Below are 21,996 nucleotides of genomic sequence, written 5' to 3'. Positions count from 1 at the left end.
AGCACACCCAGTCGATCGGCTTTTATCCATTCACGCCCAGCATTTCCGCCAGCCGCTCGGCCGGCACGTAGCCCGGCACCAGGCGCCCGTCAGGCAACACAATAGCCGGTGTGCCCTGAACGCCAAGCTCCATGCCCAGATGATACTGTGACTCGACCGGATTGTCGCAGTCTGGAGCGACATCCAACGACTCGCCGCGTTTGCTGGCGGTCATGGCTTCGGCCGGATTGGCGGCACACCACACCTGGCTAAGCAGCCGGGCCCCTTCGGAACCCGCGCCGGCTCGCGGAAAGGCCAGGTAATTCACGGCGATGCCCATGTCATTGAGCGCCGGCACTTCTTCATGCAAACGCTGGCAATAGGGGCAGGTCGTATCGGTAAAGATATGGATCGTCGCCTTTGGCGGCTCGTCTCCGCGAAAGATCACCTGCTCACTCTCTGGCACGGAGGCAATACGCGCGGCGCGCTGGGCGTTGCGAGATTGCTCGCTGAGATTCACTAGGCCATCCGCGTTATTCTTGTAGATATCACCAACGATGAAGTGCTCACCGGCGGCATCACTGTAAAAAATTTCACCATTGGCCAGATGCACTTCCCAAAGGCCCTCGACGGGGGTGTCTCGCACCTGCTCGACAGGCATGGCCTCACCGTTGACGGTAAGCTCATCGGTCAGCGCCTTCGGCGGCGCCGCCATGGCCTGGACGGAAAGCAGGCCAGCCAAGAGGCCGGTGGCGGTAAGCAGCAGTCGATTCATGGTCAACCTCGAGGATGATGGTCAGCATGCAGCGTTTCCAGGCGAGCCTGGGCCACATGGGTATAGATTTGGGTCGTCGACAGGTCGCTGTGACCCAACAACAGCTGTACGACACGCAAATTGGCCCCATGATTCAATAAATGCGTGGCGAAAGCATGCCGCAAGGTATGCGGTGACAGTGGCTTGCTGATGCACGCGGTGCGCGCATGCGCGCGCACGCGATGCCAGAAGGTCTGGCGGGTCATGAAGCCATCGCTGCGCCCAGGGAACAAGGGGGGGCGCGTGATATCGCGCATCAGCACGCTTCGCCCGGCGCGTAAGTAACGCTGAAGCCAGGCGATGGCTTCTTCACCCAGCGGCACCAGCCGCTCCTTGTCGCCCTTGCCACGCACTCGCACCACTCCCTGACGCAGGTTGATCGCATCGGTGGTCAGCCCCACCAGTTCCGATACCCGCAGGCCACTGGCATAGAGCACTTCGAGCATGGCGCGGTCGCGAAGCCCAAGGGCGGTATCGGTATCCGGTGCCTCGAGCAGTCGCTCGACCTCTTCCTCGTCGAGCGTTCGTGGCAGACTCGGTCGCACCGGCGGCAGGCGCACCTCGGTAAGCGGGTCGGTGTCGATCAGGCCCTCGATAAGCGCCCAGCGATAGAAGCGCCGCAGACTCGACAGCAGCCGTGCATTGGAACGCAGCTGATAGCCGGCGGCGCGGCGCGTATCAAGCCAGTCAGGCAATACCTCGGGGGCGGGACAGAGCAGGGAGTCATCATGTTCTGTCAGTCGCGCCGTCCAGGAGGTCAGGTCATGACGGTAGGCGGCCAGGGTATTATCGCTTGCTCCCTGCTCAAGCCACAGCGCATCCAGGAAGCGCTCAAGCAGGGTATGGGTCTGATCGCTCATCAAGCACCCTCATGACTTCCGCCCCAGACACAACGAAACCCCGCCCCGCGCAAGCGGTGACGGGGTTTCGCCATAAAGCATCTCCTGACTTAGGAGAGCTTTTCCTTGATGCGTGCGGACTTGCCGCTGAGCTCGCGGAGATAGTACAGCTTGGCCTGGCGCACATCACCGCGACGCTTGACCGCGATGGAATCGACCAGCGGGCTGTAGGTCTGGAAGGTACGCTCGACGCCAACACCGTGAGACACCTTACGCACGGTGAAGGCGGAGTTCAGGCCGCGGTTACGCTTGCCGATGACAACGCCTTCGAAGGCCTGCAGACGCTCGCGGGTACCTTCCTTGACCTTGACCTGGACGACAACAGTGTCGCCCGGTGCAAAGGCCGGAACTTCCTTGGCCATCTGCTCGGATTCGATCGCCTGGATCACGGAATTCTTGCTGCTCATTGCTAGCTCCTCAATAACTTGTATCGCCTTCGGCTATCGCCTTCGGCGGTGATCCCGGCGCGAATCCATGAGGGATGGCGCGGGAATCGCTCTGTGTATGACGCAGGGGCACGATGCTCATGCCTAAGCCTTGTTCAGGAAGGCTCCTGCACCTCCGCCTTGCTGGCGTATTCCTCGATGAATTCATCGAGCAGTGCCTGCTGTTCAGCCGCCAAGGTCCTGCCATTGAGCAGATCCGGGCGCCTGAGCCAGGTGCGGCCCAATGACTGCTTCAGCCGCCAACGGCGAATCGCCGCGTGGTTGCCGCTCAGCAGCACATCCGGCACCCGCCGCCCATCGACCTCGTCGGGACGGGTATAGTGCGGGCAATCCAGCAGGCCATCGTTGAAGGAATCTTCCTCCGCCGAGGCCTGGTGGCCCAGCACACCGGGCACCATTCGGGCCAACGCATCGACCATCACCATGGCGGGCAGTTCGCCGCCACTCAGCACATAGTCACCGATCGAGACTTCCTCATCGATATCGGCTTCCACCACGCGCTCGTCGATGCCTTCGTAGCGTCCAGCTACCACCACCAGGGGGCCGCTTTCGGCCAGCGCCTTCACGCCCGCTTGATCAAGAGGTCGCCCCTGTGGCGACAGGTAGATCACTCGAGCCGGCTGGCCTGCACTGCTCTCGGCCGTCGCCCGCGCGTCATGGATGGCATGGCGCAGGGTGTCGACCTTCATCAACATGCCTGGTCCGCCCCCATAGGGACGATCATCCACCGTGCGATGGTTGTCGGTTGCATAATCACGGGGGTTCCAGAACTCGAGTTCCAGTAGCCCCTGCCTGACCGCTCGACCCGTCACCCCATATTGGGTGATGGCATCAAACATCTCAGGGAACAGCGATACGACCCCAATCCACACAGCGTTTCTTCCAGGCCTAGCTCCCCAATATAACCGGGGAGGGCGTCACCAGGACGTCTTAAAATTCGGGATCCCAGTCCACCTTCATACCGCCGGCGGTAAGGTCCACCTCGAGCACCACCTCGTCGGGCAAAAAGGGCAACAGCCGCTCCTTGCCGTCGGCGTCTTTGACGACCATCACGTCATTGGCGCCGGTCTCGAACAGGTAAGCCACATGACCCAGGCTGTCGCCGTCGTCCGTGGTGACCTGGAGACCCTCCAGTTGGTGCCAGTAATACTCGCCCGCGTTAAGCGGCGGCAGCGACTGTTTGGGCAACAGGATCTCTGCGCCGGCCAGTTGCTCTGCCTGCTCGCGCGACGCCACCCCACCCAGCTGGGCCACCAGGCCCTTGCCTTGTTGACGTCCCTGAACCAGTTTGCGGTCGACGAGCTTGCCGTCGAGTCGCAACTGCCACTCGGGATAGTCGAGGATGCCGTCCATCGGGCTAGTGTACGAATACACCTTCAGCCAGCCCTTCACACCGTAGGGACTGGTCAGCTTTCCCAGCACCACATGCTGGTCGCTGCCGGTGCCTTTAGTTGCGCTCTGGGCCATGACTATTACCACCTAGATGCCGTATCTAGTTGACCGCAATTCAGACTCAGGCCTGCTTGCGGGCTTCCTTGATCAGCTCGGCGACGCGCTCTGAGACCTGAGCACCATGCTCTTGCCACTTAGCGATGCGGTCCAGATCGATACGCAGGCGCTCTTCCTGGCCGCGGGCGACCGGGTTGAAGAAGCCGACGCGCTCGATGAAGCGGCCATCACGAGACTTGCGAGAATCGCTTACGGTCAGGTGGTAGAAGGGACGCTTCTTGGCGCCACCACGTGCCAGACGAATGGTAACCATTGCGTTATCTGTCCTTCGGTTGAGTTGCTAAAATTGGTCTTCGGCCGCACGCTGTCGCGCGGTCCTGCCACGAAGACGCGACATTCTACGGAAATCGAGCCCGCTTGGGAACCTTTTGTGTACCCGGCAGCCATTACCGCCGCGGTAGACCGCCAGGCCCACCCATGCCGCCCATGCCTCCGGGACCGCCCGGGCCACCGGGACCACCGGGACCACCGCCACCCATCATGCCGGACATGCCGCGCATCATCTTTTCCATGCCGCCCTTCTTGCCGGCCTTCTTCATCATCTTCTGCATCTGCTTGTGCTGCTTGAGAAGACGATTGAGGTCGGGGATCTGGAGGCCAGCACCGGCCGCGATACGGCGCTTGCGTGAACCATTGATGATCTCCGGACGACGGCGTTCCTTGAGCGTCATCGAGTTAATCAGCGACTCGAGCTTGCCAAATTCCTTCTCGGGCCCGGGCCCCTGAGCCATCTCGGCCATCTGCCCCATGCCCGGCAGCTTGCCCATCAGACCGCCCATGCCGCCCATCTTCTTGAGCTGCTGGAGCTGGTCACGGAAATCCTCGAGATCGAAGCCATCGCCCTTCTTGACCTTCTTGGCGAGCTTATCGGCCTTGCCCTTGTCGACGGTGCGCTCGGCTTCCTCGATCAGCGACAGCACATCGCCCATGCCGAGGATTCGAGAAGCGACCCGATCCGGGTGGAAAGGCTCGAGGGCATCGACCTTCTCGCCCATGCCCATGAACTTGATCGGTTTGCCAGTGATGTGGCGTACCGACAGCGCGGCACCACCCCGGGCATCACCATCGGCCTTGGTCAGGATCACGCCGGTCAGCGGCAAGGCTTCATGGAAGGCCTTGGCGGTATTCGCGGCGTCCTGACCGGTCATCGCATCGACGACGAACAGTGTCTCCTGCGGCGCGCAGACACGGTGCAGGGACTGAATCTCGTCCATCATGTCGGCATCGACATGCAGGCGACCGGCGGTATCGACGATCACCACATCATGGAACTGGATCTTGGCGTGCTTGAGGGCCGCTTCGGCAATGGCCACCGGCTTCTGAGAGGAGTCCGAGGGGAAGAAGTCGACCTCGACCTCACCGGCCAGCGTCTCGAGCTGGTCGATGGCCGCCGGACGATAGACGTCAGCGGAGACCACCAGCACCTTCTTCTTCTCGCGCTCACGCAGGTAGCGGGCGAGCTTGGCCACCGAGGTGGTCTTGCCCGCCCCCTGCAGGCCGGCCATCAGGATCACCGAGGGCGTGCCCTTGAGCGAAAGCCCTTCGGCCCCTTCGCCCATGATCGCCTCGAGCTCCTGCTGGACGATCTTGACGAACTGCTGACCCGGCGAGAGGCTCTTCGACACCTCCTGGCCAACGGCACGCTCGCGCACCCGATCGATGAACGCCTTGACCACCGGCAGGGCCACATCGGCCTCCAGTAGCGCACGGCGCACCTCGCGCAGCGTGTCCTTGATATTGTCTTCGGTCAGTCTGGCCTGACCGCTGATGGACTTCAGCGTCTTCGATAGACGCTCTGTCAAACTGTCGAACATGGGGCCCTCCGGCAGGGATGCCTGGCTTTGGGCAAAGATTATACGCCTTCCCGGCGCCAGTCTCCATGCACCAACCCCTTGATTGGGCCGCATGTCGCGCCATCGCGCCCAGCCGCTTGCGAGCGCCCGGCTGGGCGCGACCGAGGGGATTCGGTATAGTGATCGCTCATGGATTTTTTCACTCGCGAGACGCCGCCGTCGACGGCGATGGACAGCAACCGATGCAGGCGCTTCCCTTTGCCCTTCTGGCCATAGCCTTCTATCTGGGCGCTGCCTCATGGCAGGCACTCACCCTTTTGCGTCGCGTTCCCCAGCGCCCGCAGATGGTGCGCGGCCTCGGCACCCTTGCGCTGGCCTTCCACGGGCTAGTGATCGCCGGGGTCATTCATGAGACCGGCGGCCTGTGGCTTGGCCTGTCACCGAGTCTTGTGATGGTCAGCGCTTTGGTGACCGGGCTCTTGATACTGGGCAGCCTGGCCAAGCCGGTGCTCAATATCGCGGTAGGCGTTTTCCCGGTCGCGGCGGTGACCCTGGTGACCGCCGTGGCCTGGCCCGGCGGCGAACATCAGGGCCACCTGACGCCCGGCATCGCCGTGCATGCCATCAGCTCGGCGCTGGCCTTCGCGCTGTTGGCGATTGCGGCTGTACAGGCCATATTGCTGGCCTGGCAGAATCAGGCCCTGCGCCATCACCACATTCGTGGCATCGTCCAGACACTGCCACCCCTGACCACGATGGAACGGGTGCTTTTCGAGCTGATCTGGGCCGGTATGATCCTGCTGACCCTGGCCATCGCCAGCGGCTTCCTGTTCCTCGACAACCTCTTTGCCCAGCACCTGATGCACAAGACGGTGCTGTCATTGGCTGCCTGGGTCATCTTTGCCGCCCTCTTGATCGGCCATCACTGGCTAGGCTGGCGAGGGCTCAAGGCAGTACGCTGGACGCTGGGCGGCGGTGTATTGCTGCTACTGGCCTACTTCGGCACCAAGTTTGCCGTCGAGGTCATCTTCTCCTGAAACCGACTCCCGCGGGCGCCAGCCGTTCCTTGACAGCCCCCGGGGGAACCCCTACAAACAAGCCTGACCTGTCATCGAGGACCTTCTCATCTTGAGTGACGATTTCCCGCTGGGACTGCTGTTCGGCCTACTGTTCCTACTCGTCTGTCTGTCGGCGTTCTTCTCGAGCTCCGAGACGGGCATGATGTCCATCAACCGCTACCGCGTGAGCCATCAGGCCAACAGTGGCGACCGTCCCGCCCAGCGCGTGCTACGCCTGCTGGCCAGGCCAGACCGGCTGATCGGCGTGATCCTGATCGGCAATAATCTGGTCAACAACCTGGCGGCGGCTCTGGCCACGGTGCTGGCCATCCACTTTTTCGGCGAGGTCACTGGCCCGGCCATCGCCCCGCTGATCCTGACCATCGTGATCCTGATATTCGCCGAGGTCGGTCCCAAGACCTATGCAGCGATCAAGCCCGAGCGTATCGCCTACCCGGCATCCGTGGCGCTGGAGCCGCTGCTCAAGGTGCTCTATCCGCTGGTCTGGCTGGTGAATGCGGTCTCCAACGGTCTGCTGAAGATGATTGGCGTCAAGAACCTGACCGGTAACGGTGACCACCTGACGCGGGACGAGCTGCGTACCGTGGTGCATGAAGCCGGCACTATGATTCCGCGTCGTCACCAGTCGATGCTGTTGTCGATCCTCGACCTTGAAAACGTCACCGTTAACGACATCATGGTCCCGCGTCACGAGGTAGTGGGCATCGATCTCGAAGACGACCTGGACAACATCCTCGCGCAGATCCGCACCAGCCAGCACACACGAGTGCCGGTCTTCAAAGGCGACATCAACAACATTATCGGCATGTTGCACCTGCGCAACGCGGCACGCTTCCTGTCCAAGGACGAGGTCACCAAAGCCGCGATCGTGCAGGAGGCTCGGGAGCCCTACTTCATCCCCGAGTCGACGCCGCTGCATACGCAGCTACTCAACTTCCAGCAACAGAAACGGCGCACCGGCATCGTGGTCGACGAGTACGGCGATGTGGAAGGACTGGTCACGCTGGAAGATATCCTCGAGGAGATTGTCGGCGAGTTCACCACCGACATGGCGGGCATGCATCAGGAGATGCACCTGCAAGATGATGGTAGCTACGTGATCGAGGGGACCGCCAATATCCGCGAGCTCAACAAGTCGCTGGGCTGGCAGCTCCCGACCGATGGACCCAAGACCCTCAACGGCCTGATCCTCGAGCACCTTGAGGCTTTCCCCGAAGGACCCACCTGCCTGCAGGTCGGCAATGTGCGTTTGGAAATCGTCGAAGTAAAAGACAAGGTAATCACCTCGGCGCGCTGCTGGCAGCATGTTCGCCGTGCTGCACGACAGGAATGACGCCAGCGACCTCGTGGATAGTTGACTGAAGGTCGGCATTCAGCCTTCAACCCTGATATTCAGACCAGATGCCGCTAATCACGGGCACCGCTGAGGCCTCTCAAACGCCACCTAAGAAAGAGCCGCGCTGGCAGACAGCGCGGCTCTTTGGCTTGTGTCACTCCAAGGGCAAGCTGTCATGCAAAGGGCAACGAAAGCCCCCATGGCGCAAGGCATCACTCGGCGGGGGTGTCGCGTGAGATATCCCGCTTGCCCGCCGCGATCACGGCGTCGGCCTCTCGCTTCAGCGCCTTCACCTGTGCCGCCAGCCCCGCGCGACTGGCCTTTTCGGCAGGCACCGGCTCACCGAACACCAGCGCCACCTTTGCCTGAAAGCGTCTCGGCAGCCGAGTCAGCGCCGGGCCGTGACGGTTGGAGGTCCAGGATCCCCAGAGCCCAGCCATCCCCACCGGCACCACTGGCACCGGATTGCGGGCGAGAATCAGATCGAGGCCACGTCGGAAGGCCTGAACCTCACCGTCCCGCGTCAGCCGTCCTTCGGGAAACACCATCACTACCTCGCCATGGCGCAGCGCCTGACTGACCTGATCCAGGGTCCGCCGCAGGCCTCCCGGGTCACTGCGCTCTGAATCCACCGGAATGGCGCCCACCAGCCGAAACAGCCAGTTCAGCCACGGCGACTCATAGATAGGCCTGTCCATCAGGAAACGCAGTGGCCGCGGGCAGGCGCCACCGATGACCAGAGCATCCATGAAACTGACATGATTGCAGACCACCAGTGCGGGGCCCCGCGCCGGGACATGATGGCGGCCACGAAGACGCAGCCGGTAGATCAGCGCGACCAGCACAAACACCAGCAAGCGCAGCACCGGCCGCGGGCTACGCACGATCATCGCCACCCCCACCGCCAGGGCGATGCCCCCAAGACTTGCCACGAAGCTCTGCAGATCAAGCCCCAGCCCCGACAGCATCAATCCGCCATAGCCCGCGGCTACCACCATCAGCAGCGCATTGCAGATGTTATTGGCGGCGATGATCCGCCCGAGTCGAGCCTCGTGACTGCCGAGCTGCAGGAGAGTATAGAGTGGCACGATATAGATGCCGCCGCCGACGCCGACCAGCGCCAAGCCCGCCAGCATGCGCCAGACCTCGGGCTGCTCAAGCAACACGCCAAGCGAGCGCCCCATCTCGGCCGCGCTCTCCACGCCGGCCAACAGCAGGCTGGCCACCCCAATAATGAGCGCTCCCAGCGGCACCAGCCCCAGTTCAAGACGCCCGCCAGAGAGCCGCGCGCACAAAAGGGCCCCAGCACCGAAGCCGCAGGCGAAGGCCACCATCAGCATGCTCATCATCGCCTCATCGCCACCCGCCACGACGCGCGCCCAGGCGGGAAGCTGGGTCAGGAAGCTCGCGCCCAGGAACCAGAACACGCTGATCGCGAGAATAGCCGACCACAACACCGGCGAATGCACGCCACCACGCAGCACGTCGACCAGACTCGCCAGGGGACGAAAGCGAAGACGGCGGTGCGTGGCAGCGGAAGAGGATGGTGGCGCATGCCCCTCATCTGCTTGATCTGCATGGGCAGGCAGGGGCAGCGCCAGACTCGCCCCCCACCCCATCAGGGCGACGCCGGCCAGGGTGGCCATGATGGCCGGACGCGACCATGGCGCCGGCAATGCCGCGAGAACACCGGCGAGCAAGGCGCCCGCAAGGATGGCGGCGAAGGTGCCCACATGGATCCAGGCATTGCCGCGCCCCAATTCATAGGAGGGCAGATGCTGAGGCAGGATGGCGAACTTGACCGCACCAAAAAGCGCCGATTGCGTGCCCATCAGCACCAGCAACACGAACAGCGCGATCACGCTCTGGTACCAGACAGCCAGGGCCGCCAATGCCATCAGCATGCATTCGGCGAGTTTCAGCACGCGAACCAGGCGCCGTTTATCGACGTGGTCGGCCAGTTCGCCACCCCAGGCGGAGAACAGCAGAAACGGCAGGATGAATAACCCCGCGGCGAGATTGATGGCCAACCCCATATCCCAGCCGTGGCGCGGCACGGCGAAGAAGGTCAGCATCAACAGCAGAGTGTTACGAAAGAGATTGTCGTTGAACGCCCCCAGCGCCTGCACCCAGAAGAATGGCGCGAAGCGACGCTGGGTCAGCAAACCCCGGCTCACATCTTGTCCGGCTGGTGCCGTAGTCCGTTCAGCAGCGTCGATAGCAGCTGGTCGAGCAATTCCTCGACTTCCAGCTGCTGCCCCTGCCAATAGCCCAATCGCTCGTTGAGGCCAAGCTGAACCAGGCCATGTACGCTGCCCCACAAGGTGCGCGCCAGGCGGCGGGCTTCCAGGTCATCAATCGCTGGCTGGAATTCCTTGAGGGTCGCCTCGACCCGCACGAACAGTGCCTCGATCATGTCGTTCTGGCGCTGGTCGAGTTCACCTTCCTGCGCCAGCGGGTAGTCAAACAGCAACTGCCAGCGAAAGGGAGCGGCCTTGGCGAAATACCAGTAGGCCTTGGCCAGGCCTGTCAGGCGCGTCTCGGGGCCACCGCTCTCGAGTCCCTCGATGGCACCGCGAAGATGGGCCAGCGTCTCGATGTTGACGTGCTGCAGCAGGTTATTGAAGCTGCCGTAGAGTTTCAGCAGGGTGCTGGGGGCACAGCCGACCTCTCTAGCCAGCGCGCGTAGCGATAGCGTATGGACGGGGTGCTCCTTTAGCCAGGCATCACAAGCTGCCATGACCTGAGCATGCAACGCCTCGGGCGCGTGCTGTCTGGGACGTGCCATTGCATCCTCGCAGGTACGCTATACGGCTAGGGGCGGAAGTGACATTATCTTATGTCTCGAACAGCGTTTTATATCAGCATACCGCCCCCTCATACAATCACAACGTCGTCAACGGCTCGCCCGGCGGCGCTTTGCAGCGCCAACGCTCTTGGTTACCCTGAGCCACCGCGCTTGAGTGCCCAATACGCGCCAAGAAAACCTACTGGAGAGCCCATGGCCGGTCGCTTGCACATCGCGCCGATTGACCTGCCCCGCCTGCTGCCTGAGCTCGTGATCAACGAGCCGTTGCTGACCGGTGCCAACCTGGCACCGCGCCAAGGCCTGTCGATGATCCGGCTCGACGCCGGTAGAGCGCACCTGCGCCGCGCCTTCTGGGGGCTGACGCCACCCTGGCTCAAGGTGCTCGACCACGCCCCTCACTGCGCTCGGGCGGAAAGTCTCGATGAGCGCAAGATGTTTGCCGAGGCCTTCGCCGCCCGCCGATGCCTGATCCCGGTCAGCGGCATCTACGTGTGGCGCGCCATGCCCCGCGGTAAGCAACCCTACCTGGTGACCCGTGCCGATCGCGGCCCTCTGCTGCTCGCCGGCCTATGGGCGCGTTACCACACCACCCTGAGCGCCTTTCACGATTCCATGGCGCTGATCACCGTGGCAGCACCATCGCTACTGACACCTCTCACCGACCGGCTGCCCGCGGTCATTGATGCCGATCAGGCAGCGGCCTGGCTCGACCCGACCACCTCGCTCGACAAGGCACGCGCCATGCTCAAGCCGGCCTCAAGGGAACTGTTAGGCGCTTTTCCGGTATCAAGACGAGTGAATAACCCGCTGAATCAGGAATGGGCCTGTGGGCATCCCACCGGCCCCATGCTGCGCAGCCAGCCCGAACAGGAGTCATGATGACCCTCACGCCCCGCTTTGGCCCCAAAGGCCGCTATCTCAACTGTCTGGCGCGCCTGACCGTTGGCAGCGTTTTGCTATTGCCACTCCTCGCGCCGACGCTTGCCAGTGCCGCGACCACGCCTGATGCGACGCCGCAGGCTTCACAAGAGGCAACATCCAAGACCGAGACAACCGCGCTGCGCACCAGCCCCAACGATAACCGCGACTACCGCCTGCTGAGCCTCGAGAACGGCCTGACCGTGTTGCTGGTCAGCGATAGCGAGGCCGACAAGGCCGCCGCGTCGATGAACATCGACGTGGGCAGCGCAAGCGACCCCGACGACCTTTCAGGCCTCGCCCACTTCCTTGAGCACATGCTGTTCCTGGGCACTGATGCCTACCCGGCCCCCGACGCCTACCAGACCTACATCAATCAGCACGGCGGCAAGCACAACGCCTTCACGGCAAGCCAGGACACCAACTACTTCTTCGATATCGAACCCGGTGCCCTGCCCGGCGCCCTGGACCGCTTCAGCCAGTTCTTCATCGCGCCACGCTTCAACGCCGACAAACTGGAGAGCGAGCGCAATGTCGTCCATTCTGAGTATCAGGCACGACTGCGCGATGATGGACGCCGAGAGAATGATGCACTCGACCAGGTGCTCAACCCCGACAACCCGACCACCGGTTTTTCGGTGGGCAGTCGTGCCACCCTGACCTTGCCCGATGACGCCGAGCCCCCACTGCGCCAGCGAGTCATCGATTTCTTCAATGCACACTATGGTGCCAGTGTCATGCACCTGGCCCTGGTCGCTCCCCAGCCGCTGGATGAGCTAGAGGCCATGGTCCGCGAGCGCTTCGCGGCGATAGATAACCGTGGCCTGAGCCGTCCTGAGGTCGATGCCCCGCTGGTGCGCCCCGACAGCCTGCCGCTGTCACTCGAGATCGCCTCGCTGCGCGATGAGCGAAAGCTGCGTTTTATGTTCCCGGTGCCCGACCCCAAGTCCTTCTATGCCACGAAACCGGCTTCTTTCATCGCCAATCTCTTAGGGCATGAAGGCAAGGGCAGCCTGCTCGAGCAACTGCGCAAGGCCGGCCTCGCCGATGGCCTGTCGGCAGGCGTTAGCCGTGGCGATGGAAACCACGCCCTCTTTACCGTCGGCATCAGCCTGACGCCTGAAGGCGCGCAGCAGATACCCAAGATTCAAGCCAGCCTGTTCGAGGCCATCGACAAGATACGCGCGCAAGGACTCGAGCCGTGGCGCTACCAGGAGCAGGCCCGTCTCGCCGAGCAGGAGTTCCGCTTCCAGCAGCACGGTTCGCCTCAGCATGACGCCATGCGCCTGGCCATGAACCTGGCGCATTATCCGAGCCGTGACGCCCAGTACGCCCCCTACCGCATGGATGGCTTTAACAAGGCCCACATCGAGGCGTATCTGGCAGCGCTGACGCCCGACAACCTGTTGAGGGTTTACCGCGCCCCCGAGGTCGAAGGCAGCAACACCTCACCCTGGTTCGATGCGGCCTATCACACCGACACGACAGCGGATTGGGCGAATGCCTCGCCCCTCGGCGGTCTGGCACTGCCCGCCCCCAATCCCTATATTGCCAAAGACTTGAGCCTTGGCGATGTTCAGAACTCATCCCCCGAACGCTTGCTGAAGGCTCAGGGCGCCGAGCTCTGGCATCAGGCCAATGTCGACTTCGACACGCCCAAGGTAGAGTGGCGCTTCAGCCTGCAACACCCGGCAGCGGCCGCCAATGCCCGCGATGCAGCCCTGACACGGCTGCTCGCCGGCTGGCTCAACGATAGCCTCAACGAGACCCTCTACCCGGCACGGCTTGCCGGCCACCAGTTCAATGCCTATGCCCACGCTCGCGGCATCACGCTTGCCTTCTCTGGCTGGCGCGACCGCCAACCTCGGTTGATTCAGCGAGTGCTTAAGCAACTTACCGAAGGCGATATCACCGCCGACAGCGTCGAACGGGTCCGCCACCAGCTTGAGCGCGAATGGCGTAACGCTCCCGAATCCGCGCTATACCAGCAAGCCAATCGCACGCTGGGCGAGGCGCTATTACGCCCTCAATGGCCGGCGGCTGCCATGCTCGACGCCATTGGCGACCTGAACGCCGAGGATCTGCGTGATTACCGGGATAGTTACCTTGGTGGGCTGCATCTCGAGGCCATGGCGGTCGGCGATCTATCCAAATCGTTGGCCCGCACCACCGGCGAATCGGTCATCACCACCCTGGCGCCAAACCTGAATGCCCAGGCAGTGCCCGACCTCGAGCCGCTGGATATCTCGAGCACCTTGCCCGACCTGCACCCCCACAGTACTCGCCAGGACTCGCTGGTGCTGCGCTACCTGCAAGGAAAGGCTCGCACGCTGGATGAGCAGGCGCGCCTGGCCGTCCTCGGCCAGATGATCGCCACCCCCTTCTATACCCGGCTGCGCACCGAACAGCAGCTTGGCTATATCGTCAACGCCAGCTACATGCCGCTGCTCGACGCGCCGGGCCTCAGCCTGCTGGTGCAATCACCGGACACCGACAGCGAGGTGATCGCCCAGCGCATCACCGACTTCCTCGACGAGTTCGACCAGACCCTCGCCGAGCTCGACGACGCCAGCCTGGCGCCCTACCGCCAAGCCGTGCACGACCGCCTGCTGGAGCGTGACACCTCGCTTGGCCAGCTCGCCAACCGGCAGTGGCAAGCCCTGGCGCGTGACGATACCGGCTTTGATCATCGCCAGCGCCTGGCCGAGCGGGTATCGGCCATCACCCCGTCGGCACTGCGCGACGCCTGGGCTGAGCTTCGCGAAGCACCAGCCGCCGACATCACCTTCGATCCTGATGACAGCCCAAGCGATGTACTGGCGCTGACCGCTGAGCTTAAGCCGCTGCCCGAGGCGAACTGATCACACCTCCCAAATAACATCATGCCCCGACACGACGACGCCCGAACCTTGTAAAAGGTTCGGGCGTCGTCGTATTGATAGCGTGTCGAAGGCGCCATTGACGCGCCAGGGGTCAGGCGCCGAAGGCCTGAGCCGGCATGATCGCCTCGACGTGCATCACCAGCTCCTCCAACACCTGACGCTCGCCGTCCTCGAGGCTTACCTGATTCAGGCGCTCGATCTCACGGGCGAAGCCCTGCAGGGTCAATCCCCCCAGGCTCGCATCGTTCATGCGCGACCAGCGATAGGCGTCCCACTGGACCTGCTCATCGCCTTCCAAGGTATCGGGATAATTGCGTGCCCGAAAGCGGAACAGCATTTCCTCGAGGCGCGGGTCCTGAAAGGCAAAGCTGGCCCCCACCAGGTCCCAGGGGTCCGAGTCACGCACCCGCTGCATCTGCTGGCGATCGGCCGGCGAGAAGAAGCCACCGGAATAAAGCATCAGGTCCGGGTCCTGCGGCCCCTCGGGGTGTGGTTCGGCGAACACCCCAGCGGCGCGGCTCGCCGCCTCGGGAGACGCTGACAACTGCTTCCAGTGCTGGCGACAGGTTGGCAGATCAAGCCCCAGGCGCTCGACGATGTCGCCATACTCTCCCTTGCGCTCACCGCTCGTGTCCTTCAAGTAACTCACCGGCATGAGCACGGGGCTCTTGTTGAGATGAATTACCTTGAGGGGAATGCGGGCTTCGCCCTCGGCGAGATCATCGGCGCCGACGAACACCCGGGCCCGGATCTCCTCGACGGACAACTCGAACAACGGCGTCGGGTCCACCGCCAGGTCATAGACGATTACCCCGTTGGGGTTACTGGGATGCTCGGCCAGGGGCATGACCAGAGCACTGCAGGCACGACTCGCCGGATAACGGCGCGAGATGTGCAGAAGCGGCTTGCGCGAGGCGATGTCCAGACGCTTGGCGACCTCTCGCTTGCTGCGCAGTGCCAGCAGGTAGTCAAAGAGCCCCGGATTGCAGGACTTGAGGAGCCGCCCCAGGGCGATAGTCGCGCGCACATCGGCCAGGGCATCGTGAGCGCCGGCATGCTCAATGCCATTGGCAGCGGTCAGGTGCTCGAGCTTGAAACTCGGCGCCCCGTCCTCGCGCTTGGGCCACGCGATGCCTTCAGGACGCAGGGCATGGAAGGCTCTCACCACATCGATCAAATCCCAGCGCGAGTTGCCGTTCTGCCATTCCCGCGCATAGGGATCGAGGAAGTTGCGGTAAAAGAGATGGCGACTGACCTCATCATCGAAGCGCAGGCTGTTGTAGCCCAGGGCACAGGTACCGGGCTCACTCATGGCGTCGTTGATGATACCGGCGAACTCGGCCTCGGGGACGCCCCGGCGCTGCGCCTTCTGCGGCGTGATGCCGGTAATCAGGCAGGCCTGAGGATGTGGCAGGTAATCATCGGCGGGCTTGCAGTAGACATCGATAGGCGCGCCGACCTCGTTGAAGTCGGCGTCGGTACGGATCGCGGCAAACTGCGAAGGTCGATCGCGACGAGGATCGGCCCCGAAGGTTTCGTAGTCATGCCACAGGAAGGTCCGTGGTGCGGCGGGGGACGGCGCCATGAAGGCTCTCCTGGCAGGCTAAATGACGCCTAGCCTAGCACAGTCCCCCGCTTGACTCAGCCGCCTCGCTGACGGCTCAGATAACACTCTCAAACACCCTCAGCTGCGCGGCAGCGTCACATTGAGCTCGAGTACCGAGCAGTCATCATCGCGATCAAGGCTGATGTTGATGGCGTCCTGGTCAACCTTCACGTAGCGGCGGATCACCTCCAGCAGTTCACGCTCCAGCATCGGCATATAGTCCGGCTGGTCACGTTGCCCTCGCTGGTGAGCGACAATAATCTGTAGACGCTCCTTGGCGACGGAGGCGCTTTTCTTGCGCTCGCCTTTTAAGAAATCCAGCAGTTTCACCGACGACCTCCCCCGAACACGCGGCTCAGCAGCCCTTTCTTTTGATACTCATGGAAACGCAGCGGCACGGTCTCACCGAGCAACCGCGAAACGGTGTCGGTGTAGGCCTGTCCGGCATCACTTTTCTGGTCGTGGGTGACCGGTATCCCCTGGTTAGACGCCCGTAGTACTGCCTCCGACTCGGGAATCAGGCCAATCAGGTTAATGGCCAGAATCTCGCAGATATCATCGAGGTTGAGCATATCGCCGCCATCAACGCGGGACGGATTGTAGCGAGTGATCAGCAGGTGTTCCTTGATCGGGTCGCGATTCTGCTCAGCACGACGGGTCTTCGATGACAGCAGGCCGAGAATACGGTCTGAGTCACGCACCGAGGACACCTCGGGGTTGGTCACCACTACCGCCTCATCGGCGAAGTACATGGCCAACTGGGCGCCACGCTCGATGCCCGCAGGTGAGTCACATACGATGTAGTCGAAGTCTTCGACCAAGGCATCGAGAATCTTCTCGACGCCTTCACTGGTCAAGGCGTCCTTGTCGCGGGTCTGTGAGGCCGGCAGGATGTGCAGGTTCTCGACCCGCTTGTCGCGGATCATCGCCTGATTGATCCCGGCATCCCCTTGGATGACGTTGACCAGGTCGTAGACCACGCGGCGCTCGCAGCCCATGATCAAATCGAGGTTGCGCAGGCCAACGTCGAAATCGATCACTACGGTCTTGTTGCCACGCAGCGCCAGCCCAGTGGCGATGGCCGCTGCACTGGTCGTCTTGCCAACCCCGCCCTTGCCGGAGGTCACTACAATGATCTTGGCCAAGATAAGCTTCCTGTTGCTAATGAGATAACGGATCGCTGCCCGACGTTCAGGTCAGCGCGGCGATCGCCAACTGGTCTTCGCTCAGGCTGACCTGGACGGTACTGCCCAGCAGTCGCGGATCAATGTCTTCCAACCGCTTGTAGTTGCCGGCCACCGACAGCAGTTCGGCGTCCAGCTCACGACAAAAGATAGCGGCTTCATGATCGCCATGGATACCGGCCAGGGCCCGTCCTCGCAAGGCACCATAAACGTGAATGTTGCCAGCAGCCAGTACCTCAGCGCCGGCGTTAACCGCACCTATCACCACCAGGTCACCTTCCTGGGCGCTGACCTGTTGGCCCGAACGGACGGTACCACGAAAGATGCGCCCCGTTGGCGTGGCCAAGGCAGCCGCCGGGGTATCGTCCTGTTCGACCGGCTCCTCGGACGGCGGCGTGACGCTCTCAAGCGATCGCGTCCGCAGCTCCTGTGGCGGGAACCAACCTAGCCCCAACGCCCAGGCCGATTGCTTGACCGGGTCCGCCCCCCCGCGTACCGCTACTGGCAAAAGCTTATTGGCGCGGCAAACGGCACAGATCCGCTCCAGCGACAGATGTGGCTCGTCGAGCTTCTCCACACTCAGCACGACAGGTGTGTGCTGGAAGAAGGCGGGTGATTGGCTAAGTTTGCCGGCCAGCTGGTCCCGGATGCGCTCGGGATCGCCACTGGTCAACTCCATGACCGTCATGGGCAACATGCCACCCTTGAAGGTAAATGCCATGCTGGCCCTGTCCATCTTGAGACTCATTGCCGGACTCCGCAGCGGGTGATAAAGGTTAAAGCTAAGCGAGGGATAGCAACCCTGCAACTGATCATAAGACCAAGAGGCCAAGCTGTCAGTGATTGTCTTGTTCGGGTTTTGCTTGCGATCACCAAATTGGCCCCCGGCGGCACCGCTTTCACGTAGCGGGGAAGCGCCATCCTCCATGGCGGCAGGACTTTTCCGGCCCTTCGTCACATGCTTAGATGGACAGTCATCGCCATGGTGCGGTGCAGGCCCCGCCCATACAGGAACACCACATCATCATGTCAGGAAAGACACCCACAGCATGGATCCGTCGTCTGCTGTCGCCTCGCTGGCAGCACCCCGATGCCTTGAAACGTCGTGATGCCGTCGAGCGGCTTGATGCCGAGCGTCCCGACGATCACCGCCAGCTTGAGACGCTGGCCAAGGACCCGGATGCCGAGGTACGTGAGGCGGCATTGGCGAGACTTGGCGATCCCGAGACACTGCTGGCCATGTTGGATGACGACGCTTCCCCGGAGTTGACGACGCGGCTGGTCGACTTGCTGGTCGGCCGAGCCCCCGGAGTGAGCCTTGATCGCCGCTTGGCGTTGGTCGAGCGTCTCGATACGCATCATCTGTTGAATGAGATTGCCTTACAAGGCGATAACCAACATCTGCGATTGACGGCCCTTGCTCGTATAGTCGATGAAGAAACGCTGATCCTTCAAGCCTGCGAGAATGGCATCGCCGCCGTGCGCCGTGCGGCAGCAGAACGCATCAAGAGCGAAGACGGGCTGCGCGAGCTGTCCCGCCGCGCCCGGCGAGACAAGCAGATCCATCGGCTGGCTCGGGAGGCCCTCAACCGGCGGCGCGCCGATGCGGCTCAGGCTGTCGCGAGCCACGAGAAGCGTGAGCGAGTGCTCAGTGCCCTGGAGGCGCATGTCACTCACGCCTGGGAGCCGCAGTACGCGAGTCGATATCGCCACCTGAAGCGTGAGTGGGAATCGCTGAAGGACCTGCCCAACGCCGAGCAGGAACGTCGCTATCAGGATGCCATCCTGGCGTGCCGCAAAGTCATCAGCGACCATGAGGCCCATCTGCAGGCCGCCGAAAGTGCGCATCAGCAGCGCGAGAGCGACGACGAAATGCGCCTTGGCCTGATCGAAGCATTGGAGGAAAGCCTCGAAGGGCTCCGCCAACACGGCCGGCTTACAGGGCAAGACATGGCCAGCCTGCGTGCCCAGAAACATCTCCTCGACCAACGCTGGGAAGAACTTTCCGACCGCCACCCGCCTCAAGACTCGCTACGCGAACGCCACGACCGGGCCCTTGCCGACTATCATCACCTCGACGCCGCCTGGGCGCGCCTCGAGCAGCATGCCGACTCCCTTGAGCGTGCACTGAGCGATCATGATCACGACGGCCTGGTCGCACTGCTCGAGACCATCGACTGGCCGGCTGAGCTGCCACCCGCCGCCGCCGTCGAACGCGCGCGTGCCAAGCTCGGCCAAGCCCGTGAGGCGGCGGCATCAACCAATCGAGATGAAATCAAGCGCAACCTCGCCACGCTCGAGGAGCAGCTCAATCGCGGCGCCTTCAAGGCCGCCAGCCGCCTGCATCAGCAGCTACGCCAACACCTCGAGACGCGTCCGGCAGACGAGCGTCAGGCATTTGAGGGCCAGCTCAAGCGCCTGGGCGCCCAGCTCGCCGAACTGCGTGACTGGCGTGGCTTCGTCGCCGCCCCCAAACGTGAGCAGCTGTGTCAAAGCATCGAGACGCTGGCCGAGGATGGCACCCAGTCCGCTGATGTGATGGATCGTCGTCACCGCCGATTGCTTTCAGAGTGGAAGGCGCTGGGCGATGCCGCCGCCACTCGCGAGCTTTCCCAGCGCTTTCGCCAAGCCTCCGAGCAGATCCACGAGCGACTGGCGCCGTGGCGGCAACAGCAGCAGGCTCAACGCGTCCAGAACCTTGAGACCCGTCGAGCACTCTGTGAACAGCTCGAGGCGCTGCTGGAGAGCCCCGACCCCGACGCCGACCCGGATGCCTTGCGCGATATCCGTGACAAAGCCCGCGAGCAATGGCGTCGCTGCGCCCCAGTGCCTCGCCAACAGTCGCAAACCATTGGCCGGCGCTTCGCCAAGCTCTGCCATGATCTCCAGGCGCTGATTGATCGCCGTGCTCAACAGATCGCCGATGCCAAGCGCGAACTGATCGCCGAGGCCCGAACACTCAGCGACTCCTCTCAACCCGCCACCCAGCGTGCACGAGACGCCAAGCACCTGCAGCGTCGCTGGCGGGAGCTGGGACGAGCACCCAAAGGAGAAGAGCAGGCACTTTGGCGAGAATTTCGTAACCTTTGCGACGAGATCTTCGCCAGTCGCGAGGCCGAGTACGATGACCAAGCAGCCCGCGCAAAGAAACGTCTGGAGACCATGCAGGCCGCCATCGACCGCATCGATACCTGGCAACCCTCTTCAAGCGATGAAGAGCCGATCCTCGATGATGCCATCGCCGAAGTCGACGCGCTCAAGCCATTGCCCCCCGGACGGCGCACCGAAGGCATGACCAAACGCTGGACCGGCATCGTGCGCGCTCGTCGCGAGCGGCTGGCCCGACTGGCAGTCAACGAAGAGGTGGTTGCCTGGCAGTCCTTGCAGGCGTTACTCACCGCCCATCTCGATGCGGATCACCGGGCGCTGGATGGCCTGCCCGCCGAGGAGGTGCCTGCCACGGAGGAGCTCAGTGGCGACATGCTCAAGGCCCACCAGGCTCGCAATGCGGCTCGTCGTGATCCGCCTCCCCCTGAAACGGTCAGGGACACCCTGACGCGCCTGCGGGTTCACCTGGCACTATTGGCCGGCAGCAGCCTCGCCCATCAGGACGAGCCGCTGCGCCTGGCCATTCAGGTTGAGCGCCTCAACGAAAGCCTGGGTCATGAGCCGACTCGTGCCGAAGAGCTTCACAGCGTTTTATGGTCGTTGCTGGCCACCGGCCCCATGCCGGTGGACCACTGGGAACGTGAAGCACCAGAGCTTGATGCGCTGCTGCACAAAATGCTGCCTCTGCCACCGCCCTGACGGAGGCCGAAAAGCAACGCCGACAACATCATGGCCCAGTGACGCCGCCAGTGAGCCACCTGATGGCAAAAGCCAAACAAAAAGCCCCGAGGCTAAGCCTTGGGGCTTTTTTAGGCGTGCATCTTAGCTCACGTTTAATCGTTCACTAACAACCTGCGTCCTTCCTTCCAACATGGAGGAGCCTCAGCCCATGAACTGGCCACCGTTGATATCGAGGTTGGCGCCGGTAATGAAGCCGGACTCCTTGTCGGCCAGGAAGACGACTGCCCGTGCGATTTCTTCCGGGGTCCCGTAACGCTTGACCGGAATGCCTTCACGAATTGTCTCGCGCACTTTTTCCGGAATTTTCATGATCATGTCGGTGGCGATATAGCCCGGTGACAGCGTATTGACGGTGATGCCCTTGGTCGCCGTTTCCTGTGCCAGAGACATGGTCAGGCCATGCATGCCGGCCTTGGCAGCTGCGTAGTTAGCCTGGCCGAACTGGCCCTTGCGCCCATTGATCGAGGAGATATTCACGATGCGGCCATAGCCTTGTTCGAGCATATCCTCGATGACGCCACGACAGGTGTTGAAGACACTGTTGAGGTTGGTATCGATGACCTCATGCCATTGATCGGGCGTCATCTTCTTCATGGTGCCGTCCCGGGTGATACCGGCACAGTTAACCAGCACACTGATCGGACCGAACTGATTGCGGATTTCCTTCACGCCCGCAACGCAGTCGTCATAATCGGTCAGGTCGATGCCGGATAACGCGATGTTATCGAAGCCCTCAGCCTGTTGAGAGGCAAGCCAGTCCTTGGCCTTTTCCGGATTATGATAGCCGGCGACGACCTGATAGCCCTCCTTGGCCAGGGCGCGGCAGATCGCTGAACCGATGCCGCCAGTTCCCCCGGTAACCCATGCGACGGGTGCTTCATTAGCCATATAAT

Annotated in this window: 19 protein-coding genes; 5 read left to right on the top strand and 14 right to left on the bottom strand. The window is 62.6% G+C overall.

Features of this window, described 5'->3' with window-relative positions; translation table 11 throughout:
• Window positions 1–22: 22 nt before the first annotated feature.
• The 7 genes from ETC27_RS13305 to ffh form a co-directional block, all read right to left on the bottom strand.
• A complete protein-coding gene (locus ETC27_RS13305; protein ID WP_136255500.1) occupies window positions 23–754 on the bottom strand; it encodes a DsbC family protein in 732 nt (243 codons plus the stop codon).
• Between the two features lie 2 nt (window positions 755–756).
• On the bottom strand, window positions 757–1,653 hold the full coding sequence (gene xerD, locus ETC27_RS13300; RefSeq protein ID WP_136255499.1) for a site-specific tyrosine recombinase XerD: 897 nt from the start codon (window positions 1,651–1,653) through the stop codon (window positions 757–759).
• An 89-nt stretch (window positions 1,654–1,742) separates the two neighbouring features.
• Window positions 1,743–2,099: a 50S ribosomal protein L19 gene (gene rplS / locus ETC27_RS13295; RefSeq protein ID WP_136255498.1), complete on the bottom strand. Its 357-nt coding sequence runs from the start codon at window positions 2,097–2,099 to the stop codon at window positions 1,743–1,745.
• 134 nt (window positions 2,100–2,233) lie between these two features.
• On the bottom strand, window positions 2,234–3,010 hold the full coding sequence (gene trmD, locus ETC27_RS13290) for a tRNA (guanosine(37)-N1)-methyltransferase TrmD (protein WP_136255497.1): 777 nt from the start codon (window positions 3,008–3,010) through the stop codon (window positions 2,234–2,236).
• A 58-nt stretch (window positions 3,011–3,068) separates the two neighbouring features.
• Window positions 3,069–3,605 (bottom strand): ribosome maturation factor RimM, encoded by a 537-nt coding sequence (gene rimM / locus ETC27_RS13285; RefSeq protein ID WP_136255496.1) that lies wholly within the window; start codon window positions 3,603–3,605, stop codon window positions 3,069–3,071.
• A 46-nt stretch (window positions 3,606–3,651) separates the two neighbouring features.
• Window positions 3,652–3,900, bottom strand: coding sequence for a 30S ribosomal protein S16 (rpsP, locus tag ETC27_RS13280; RefSeq protein ID WP_136255495.1), 249 nt, complete (start codon window positions 3,898–3,900; stop codon window positions 3,652–3,654).
• 133 nt (window positions 3,901–4,033) lie between these two features.
• Complete coding sequence (gene ffh / locus ETC27_RS13275) at window positions 4,034–5,461, bottom strand: signal recognition particle protein (RefSeq protein ID WP_136255494.1); 1,428 nt, start codon at window positions 5,459–5,461, stop codon at window positions 4,034–4,036.
• A gap of 221 nt (window positions 5,462–5,682) precedes the next feature.
• On the opposite strand from ffh, the gene ETC27_RS13270 reads away from it, so the two are divergent.
• Window positions 5,683–6,477 (top strand): cytochrome C assembly family protein, encoded by a 795-nt coding sequence (locus tag ETC27_RS13270; RefSeq protein WP_136255611.1) that lies wholly within the window; start codon window positions 5,683–5,685, stop codon window positions 6,475–6,477.
• 91 nt (window positions 6,478–6,568) lie between these two features.
• A complete protein-coding gene (locus ETC27_RS13265; protein WP_136255493.1) occupies window positions 6,569–7,852 on the top strand; it encodes an HlyC/CorC family transporter in 1,284 nt (427 codons plus the stop codon).
• A 215-nt stretch (window positions 7,853–8,067) separates the two neighbouring features.
• On the opposite strand, the gene ETC27_RS13260 is transcribed toward ETC27_RS13265, so the two are convergent.
• Both ETC27_RS13260 and ETC27_RS13255 read right to left on the bottom strand, forming a co-directional pair.
• Window positions 8,068–10,032 (bottom strand): MFS transporter, encoded by a 1,965-nt coding sequence (locus ETC27_RS13260; RefSeq protein ID WP_240724914.1) that lies wholly within the window; start codon window positions 10,030–10,032, stop codon window positions 8,068–8,070.
• Window positions 10,029–10,643, bottom strand: coding sequence for a TetR/AcrR family transcriptional regulator (locus ETC27_RS13255; RefSeq protein WP_136255492.1), 615 nt, complete (start codon window positions 10,641–10,643; stop codon window positions 10,029–10,031). Before ETC27_RS13255 ends, ETC27_RS13260 begins: the two co-directional genes overlap by 4 nt.
• A gap of 213 nt (window positions 10,644–10,856) precedes the next feature.
• On the opposite strand from ETC27_RS13255, the gene ETC27_RS13250 reads away from it, so the two are divergent.
• Both ETC27_RS13250 and ETC27_RS13245 read left to right on the top strand, forming a co-directional pair.
• Window positions 10,857–11,543, top strand: a complete 687-nt coding sequence (locus ETC27_RS13250; RefSeq protein ID WP_136255491.1) for an SOS response-associated peptidase — start codon at window positions 10,857–10,859, stop codon at window positions 11,541–11,543.
• Complete coding sequence (locus ETC27_RS13245) at window positions 11,543–14,443, top strand: insulinase family protein (protein ID WP_136255490.1); 2,901 nt, start codon at window positions 11,543–11,545, stop codon at window positions 14,441–14,443. Before ETC27_RS13250 ends, ETC27_RS13245 begins: the two co-directional genes overlap by 1 nt.
• 112 nt (window positions 14,444–14,555) lie before the next feature.
• On the opposite strand, the gene sbcB is transcribed toward ETC27_RS13245, so the two are convergent.
• The 4 genes from sbcB to minC form a co-directional block, all read right to left on the bottom strand.
• On the bottom strand, window positions 14,556–16,049 hold the full coding sequence (gene sbcB, locus ETC27_RS13240; RefSeq protein ID WP_136255489.1) for an exodeoxyribonuclease I: 1,494 nt from the start codon (window positions 16,047–16,049) through the stop codon (window positions 14,556–14,558).
• Between the two features lie 99 nt (window positions 16,050–16,148).
• On the bottom strand, window positions 16,149–16,400 hold the full coding sequence (gene minE, locus ETC27_RS13235; RefSeq protein WP_136255488.1) for a cell division topological specificity factor MinE: 252 nt from the start codon (window positions 16,398–16,400) through the stop codon (window positions 16,149–16,151).
• A complete protein-coding gene (minD, locus tag ETC27_RS13230; protein WP_136255487.1) occupies window positions 16,397–17,215 on the bottom strand; it encodes a septum site-determining protein MinD in 819 nt (272 codons plus the stop codon). Before minD ends, minE begins: the two co-directional genes overlap by 4 nt.
• Before the next feature lie 46 nt (window positions 17,216–17,261).
• On the bottom strand, window positions 17,262–18,002 hold the full coding sequence (minC, locus tag ETC27_RS13225) for a septum site-determining protein MinC (protein WP_136255486.1): 741 nt from the start codon (window positions 18,000–18,002) through the stop codon (window positions 17,262–17,264).
• 278 nt (window positions 18,003–18,280) lie between these two features.
• Here minC and ETC27_RS13220 point away from each other — a divergent pair, with 278 nt between their 5' ends.
• The gene (locus ETC27_RS13220) at window positions 18,281–21,061 is read left to right on the top strand and encodes a DUF349 domain-containing protein (protein ID WP_136255485.1); all 2,781 of its coding nucleotides are present in this window, start codon (window positions 18,281–18,283) and stop codon (window positions 21,059–21,061) included.
• 183 nt (window positions 21,062–21,244) lie between these two features.
• On the opposite strand, the gene phbB is transcribed toward ETC27_RS13220, so the two are convergent.
• The gene (phbB, locus tag ETC27_RS13215) at window positions 21,245–21,991 is read right to left on the bottom strand and encodes an acetoacetyl-CoA reductase (protein ID WP_136255484.1); all 747 of its coding nucleotides are present in this window, start codon (window positions 21,989–21,991) and stop codon (window positions 21,245–21,247) included.
• Window positions 21,992–21,996 lie beyond the last annotated feature (5 nt).

The organism is Onishia niordana (genome assembly GCF_004798965.1).
Lineage (GTDB): Bacteria > Pseudomonadota > Gammaproteobacteria > Pseudomonadales > Halomonadaceae > Onishia > Onishia niordana.
This window is presented reverse-complemented; position numbering and strand designations above follow the sequence as displayed.

Bases quoted from the DNA above. Each gene is read 5' to 3' on its own strand.
- ETC27_RS13270 (WP_136255611.1), top strand. From the start codon at position 5,683: ATGCAGGCGCTTCCCTTTGCCCTTCTGGCCATAGCCTTCTATCTGGGC.
- ETC27_RS13305 (WP_136255500.1), bottom strand. From the start codon at position 754: ATGAATCGACTGCTGCTTACCGCCACCGGCCTCTTGGCTGGCCTGCTT.
- ffh (WP_136255494.1), bottom strand. From the start codon at position 5,461: ATGTTCGACAGTTTGACAGAGCGTCTATCGAAGACGCTGAAGTCCATC.
- rpsP (WP_136255495.1), bottom strand. From the start codon at position 3,900: ATGGTTACCATTCGTCTGGCACGTGGTGGCGCCAAGAAGCGTCCCTTC.
- minC (WP_136255486.1), bottom strand. From the start codon at position 18,002: ATGAGTCTCAAGATGGACAGGGCCAGCATGGCATTTACCTTCAAGGGT.
- ETC27_RS13220 (WP_136255485.1), top strand. From the start codon at position 18,281: ATGTCAGGAAAGACACCCACAGCATGGATCCGTCGTCTGCTGTCGCCT.
- ETC27_RS13245 (WP_136255490.1), top strand. From the start codon at position 11,543: ATGACCCTCACGCCCCGCTTTGGCCCCAAAGGCCGCTATCTCAACTGT.
- ETC27_RS13250 (WP_136255491.1), top strand. From the start codon at position 10,857: ATGGCCGGTCGCTTGCACATCGCGCCGATTGACCTGCCCCGCCTGCTG.
- sbcB (WP_136255489.1), bottom strand. From the start codon at position 16,049: ATGGCGCCGTCCCCCGCCGCACCACGGACCTTCCTGTGGCATGACTAC.
- rimM (WP_136255496.1), bottom strand. From the start codon at position 3,605: ATGGCCCAGAGCGCAACTAAAGGCACCGGCAGCGACCAGCATGTGGTG.
- ETC27_RS13255 (WP_136255492.1), bottom strand. From the start codon at position 10,643: ATGGCACGTCCCAGACAGCACGCGCCCGAGGCGTTGCATGCTCAGGTC.
- xerD (WP_136255499.1), bottom strand. From the start codon at position 1,653: ATGAGCGATCAGACCCATACCCTGCTTGAGCGCTTCCTGGATGCGCTG.
- phbB (WP_136255484.1), bottom strand. From the start codon at position 21,991: ATGGCTAATGAAGCACCCGTCGCATGGGTTACCGGGGGAACTGGCGGC.
- rplS (WP_136255498.1), bottom strand. From the start codon at position 2,099: ATGAGCAGCAAGAATTCCGTGATCCAGGCGATCGAATCCGAGCAGATG.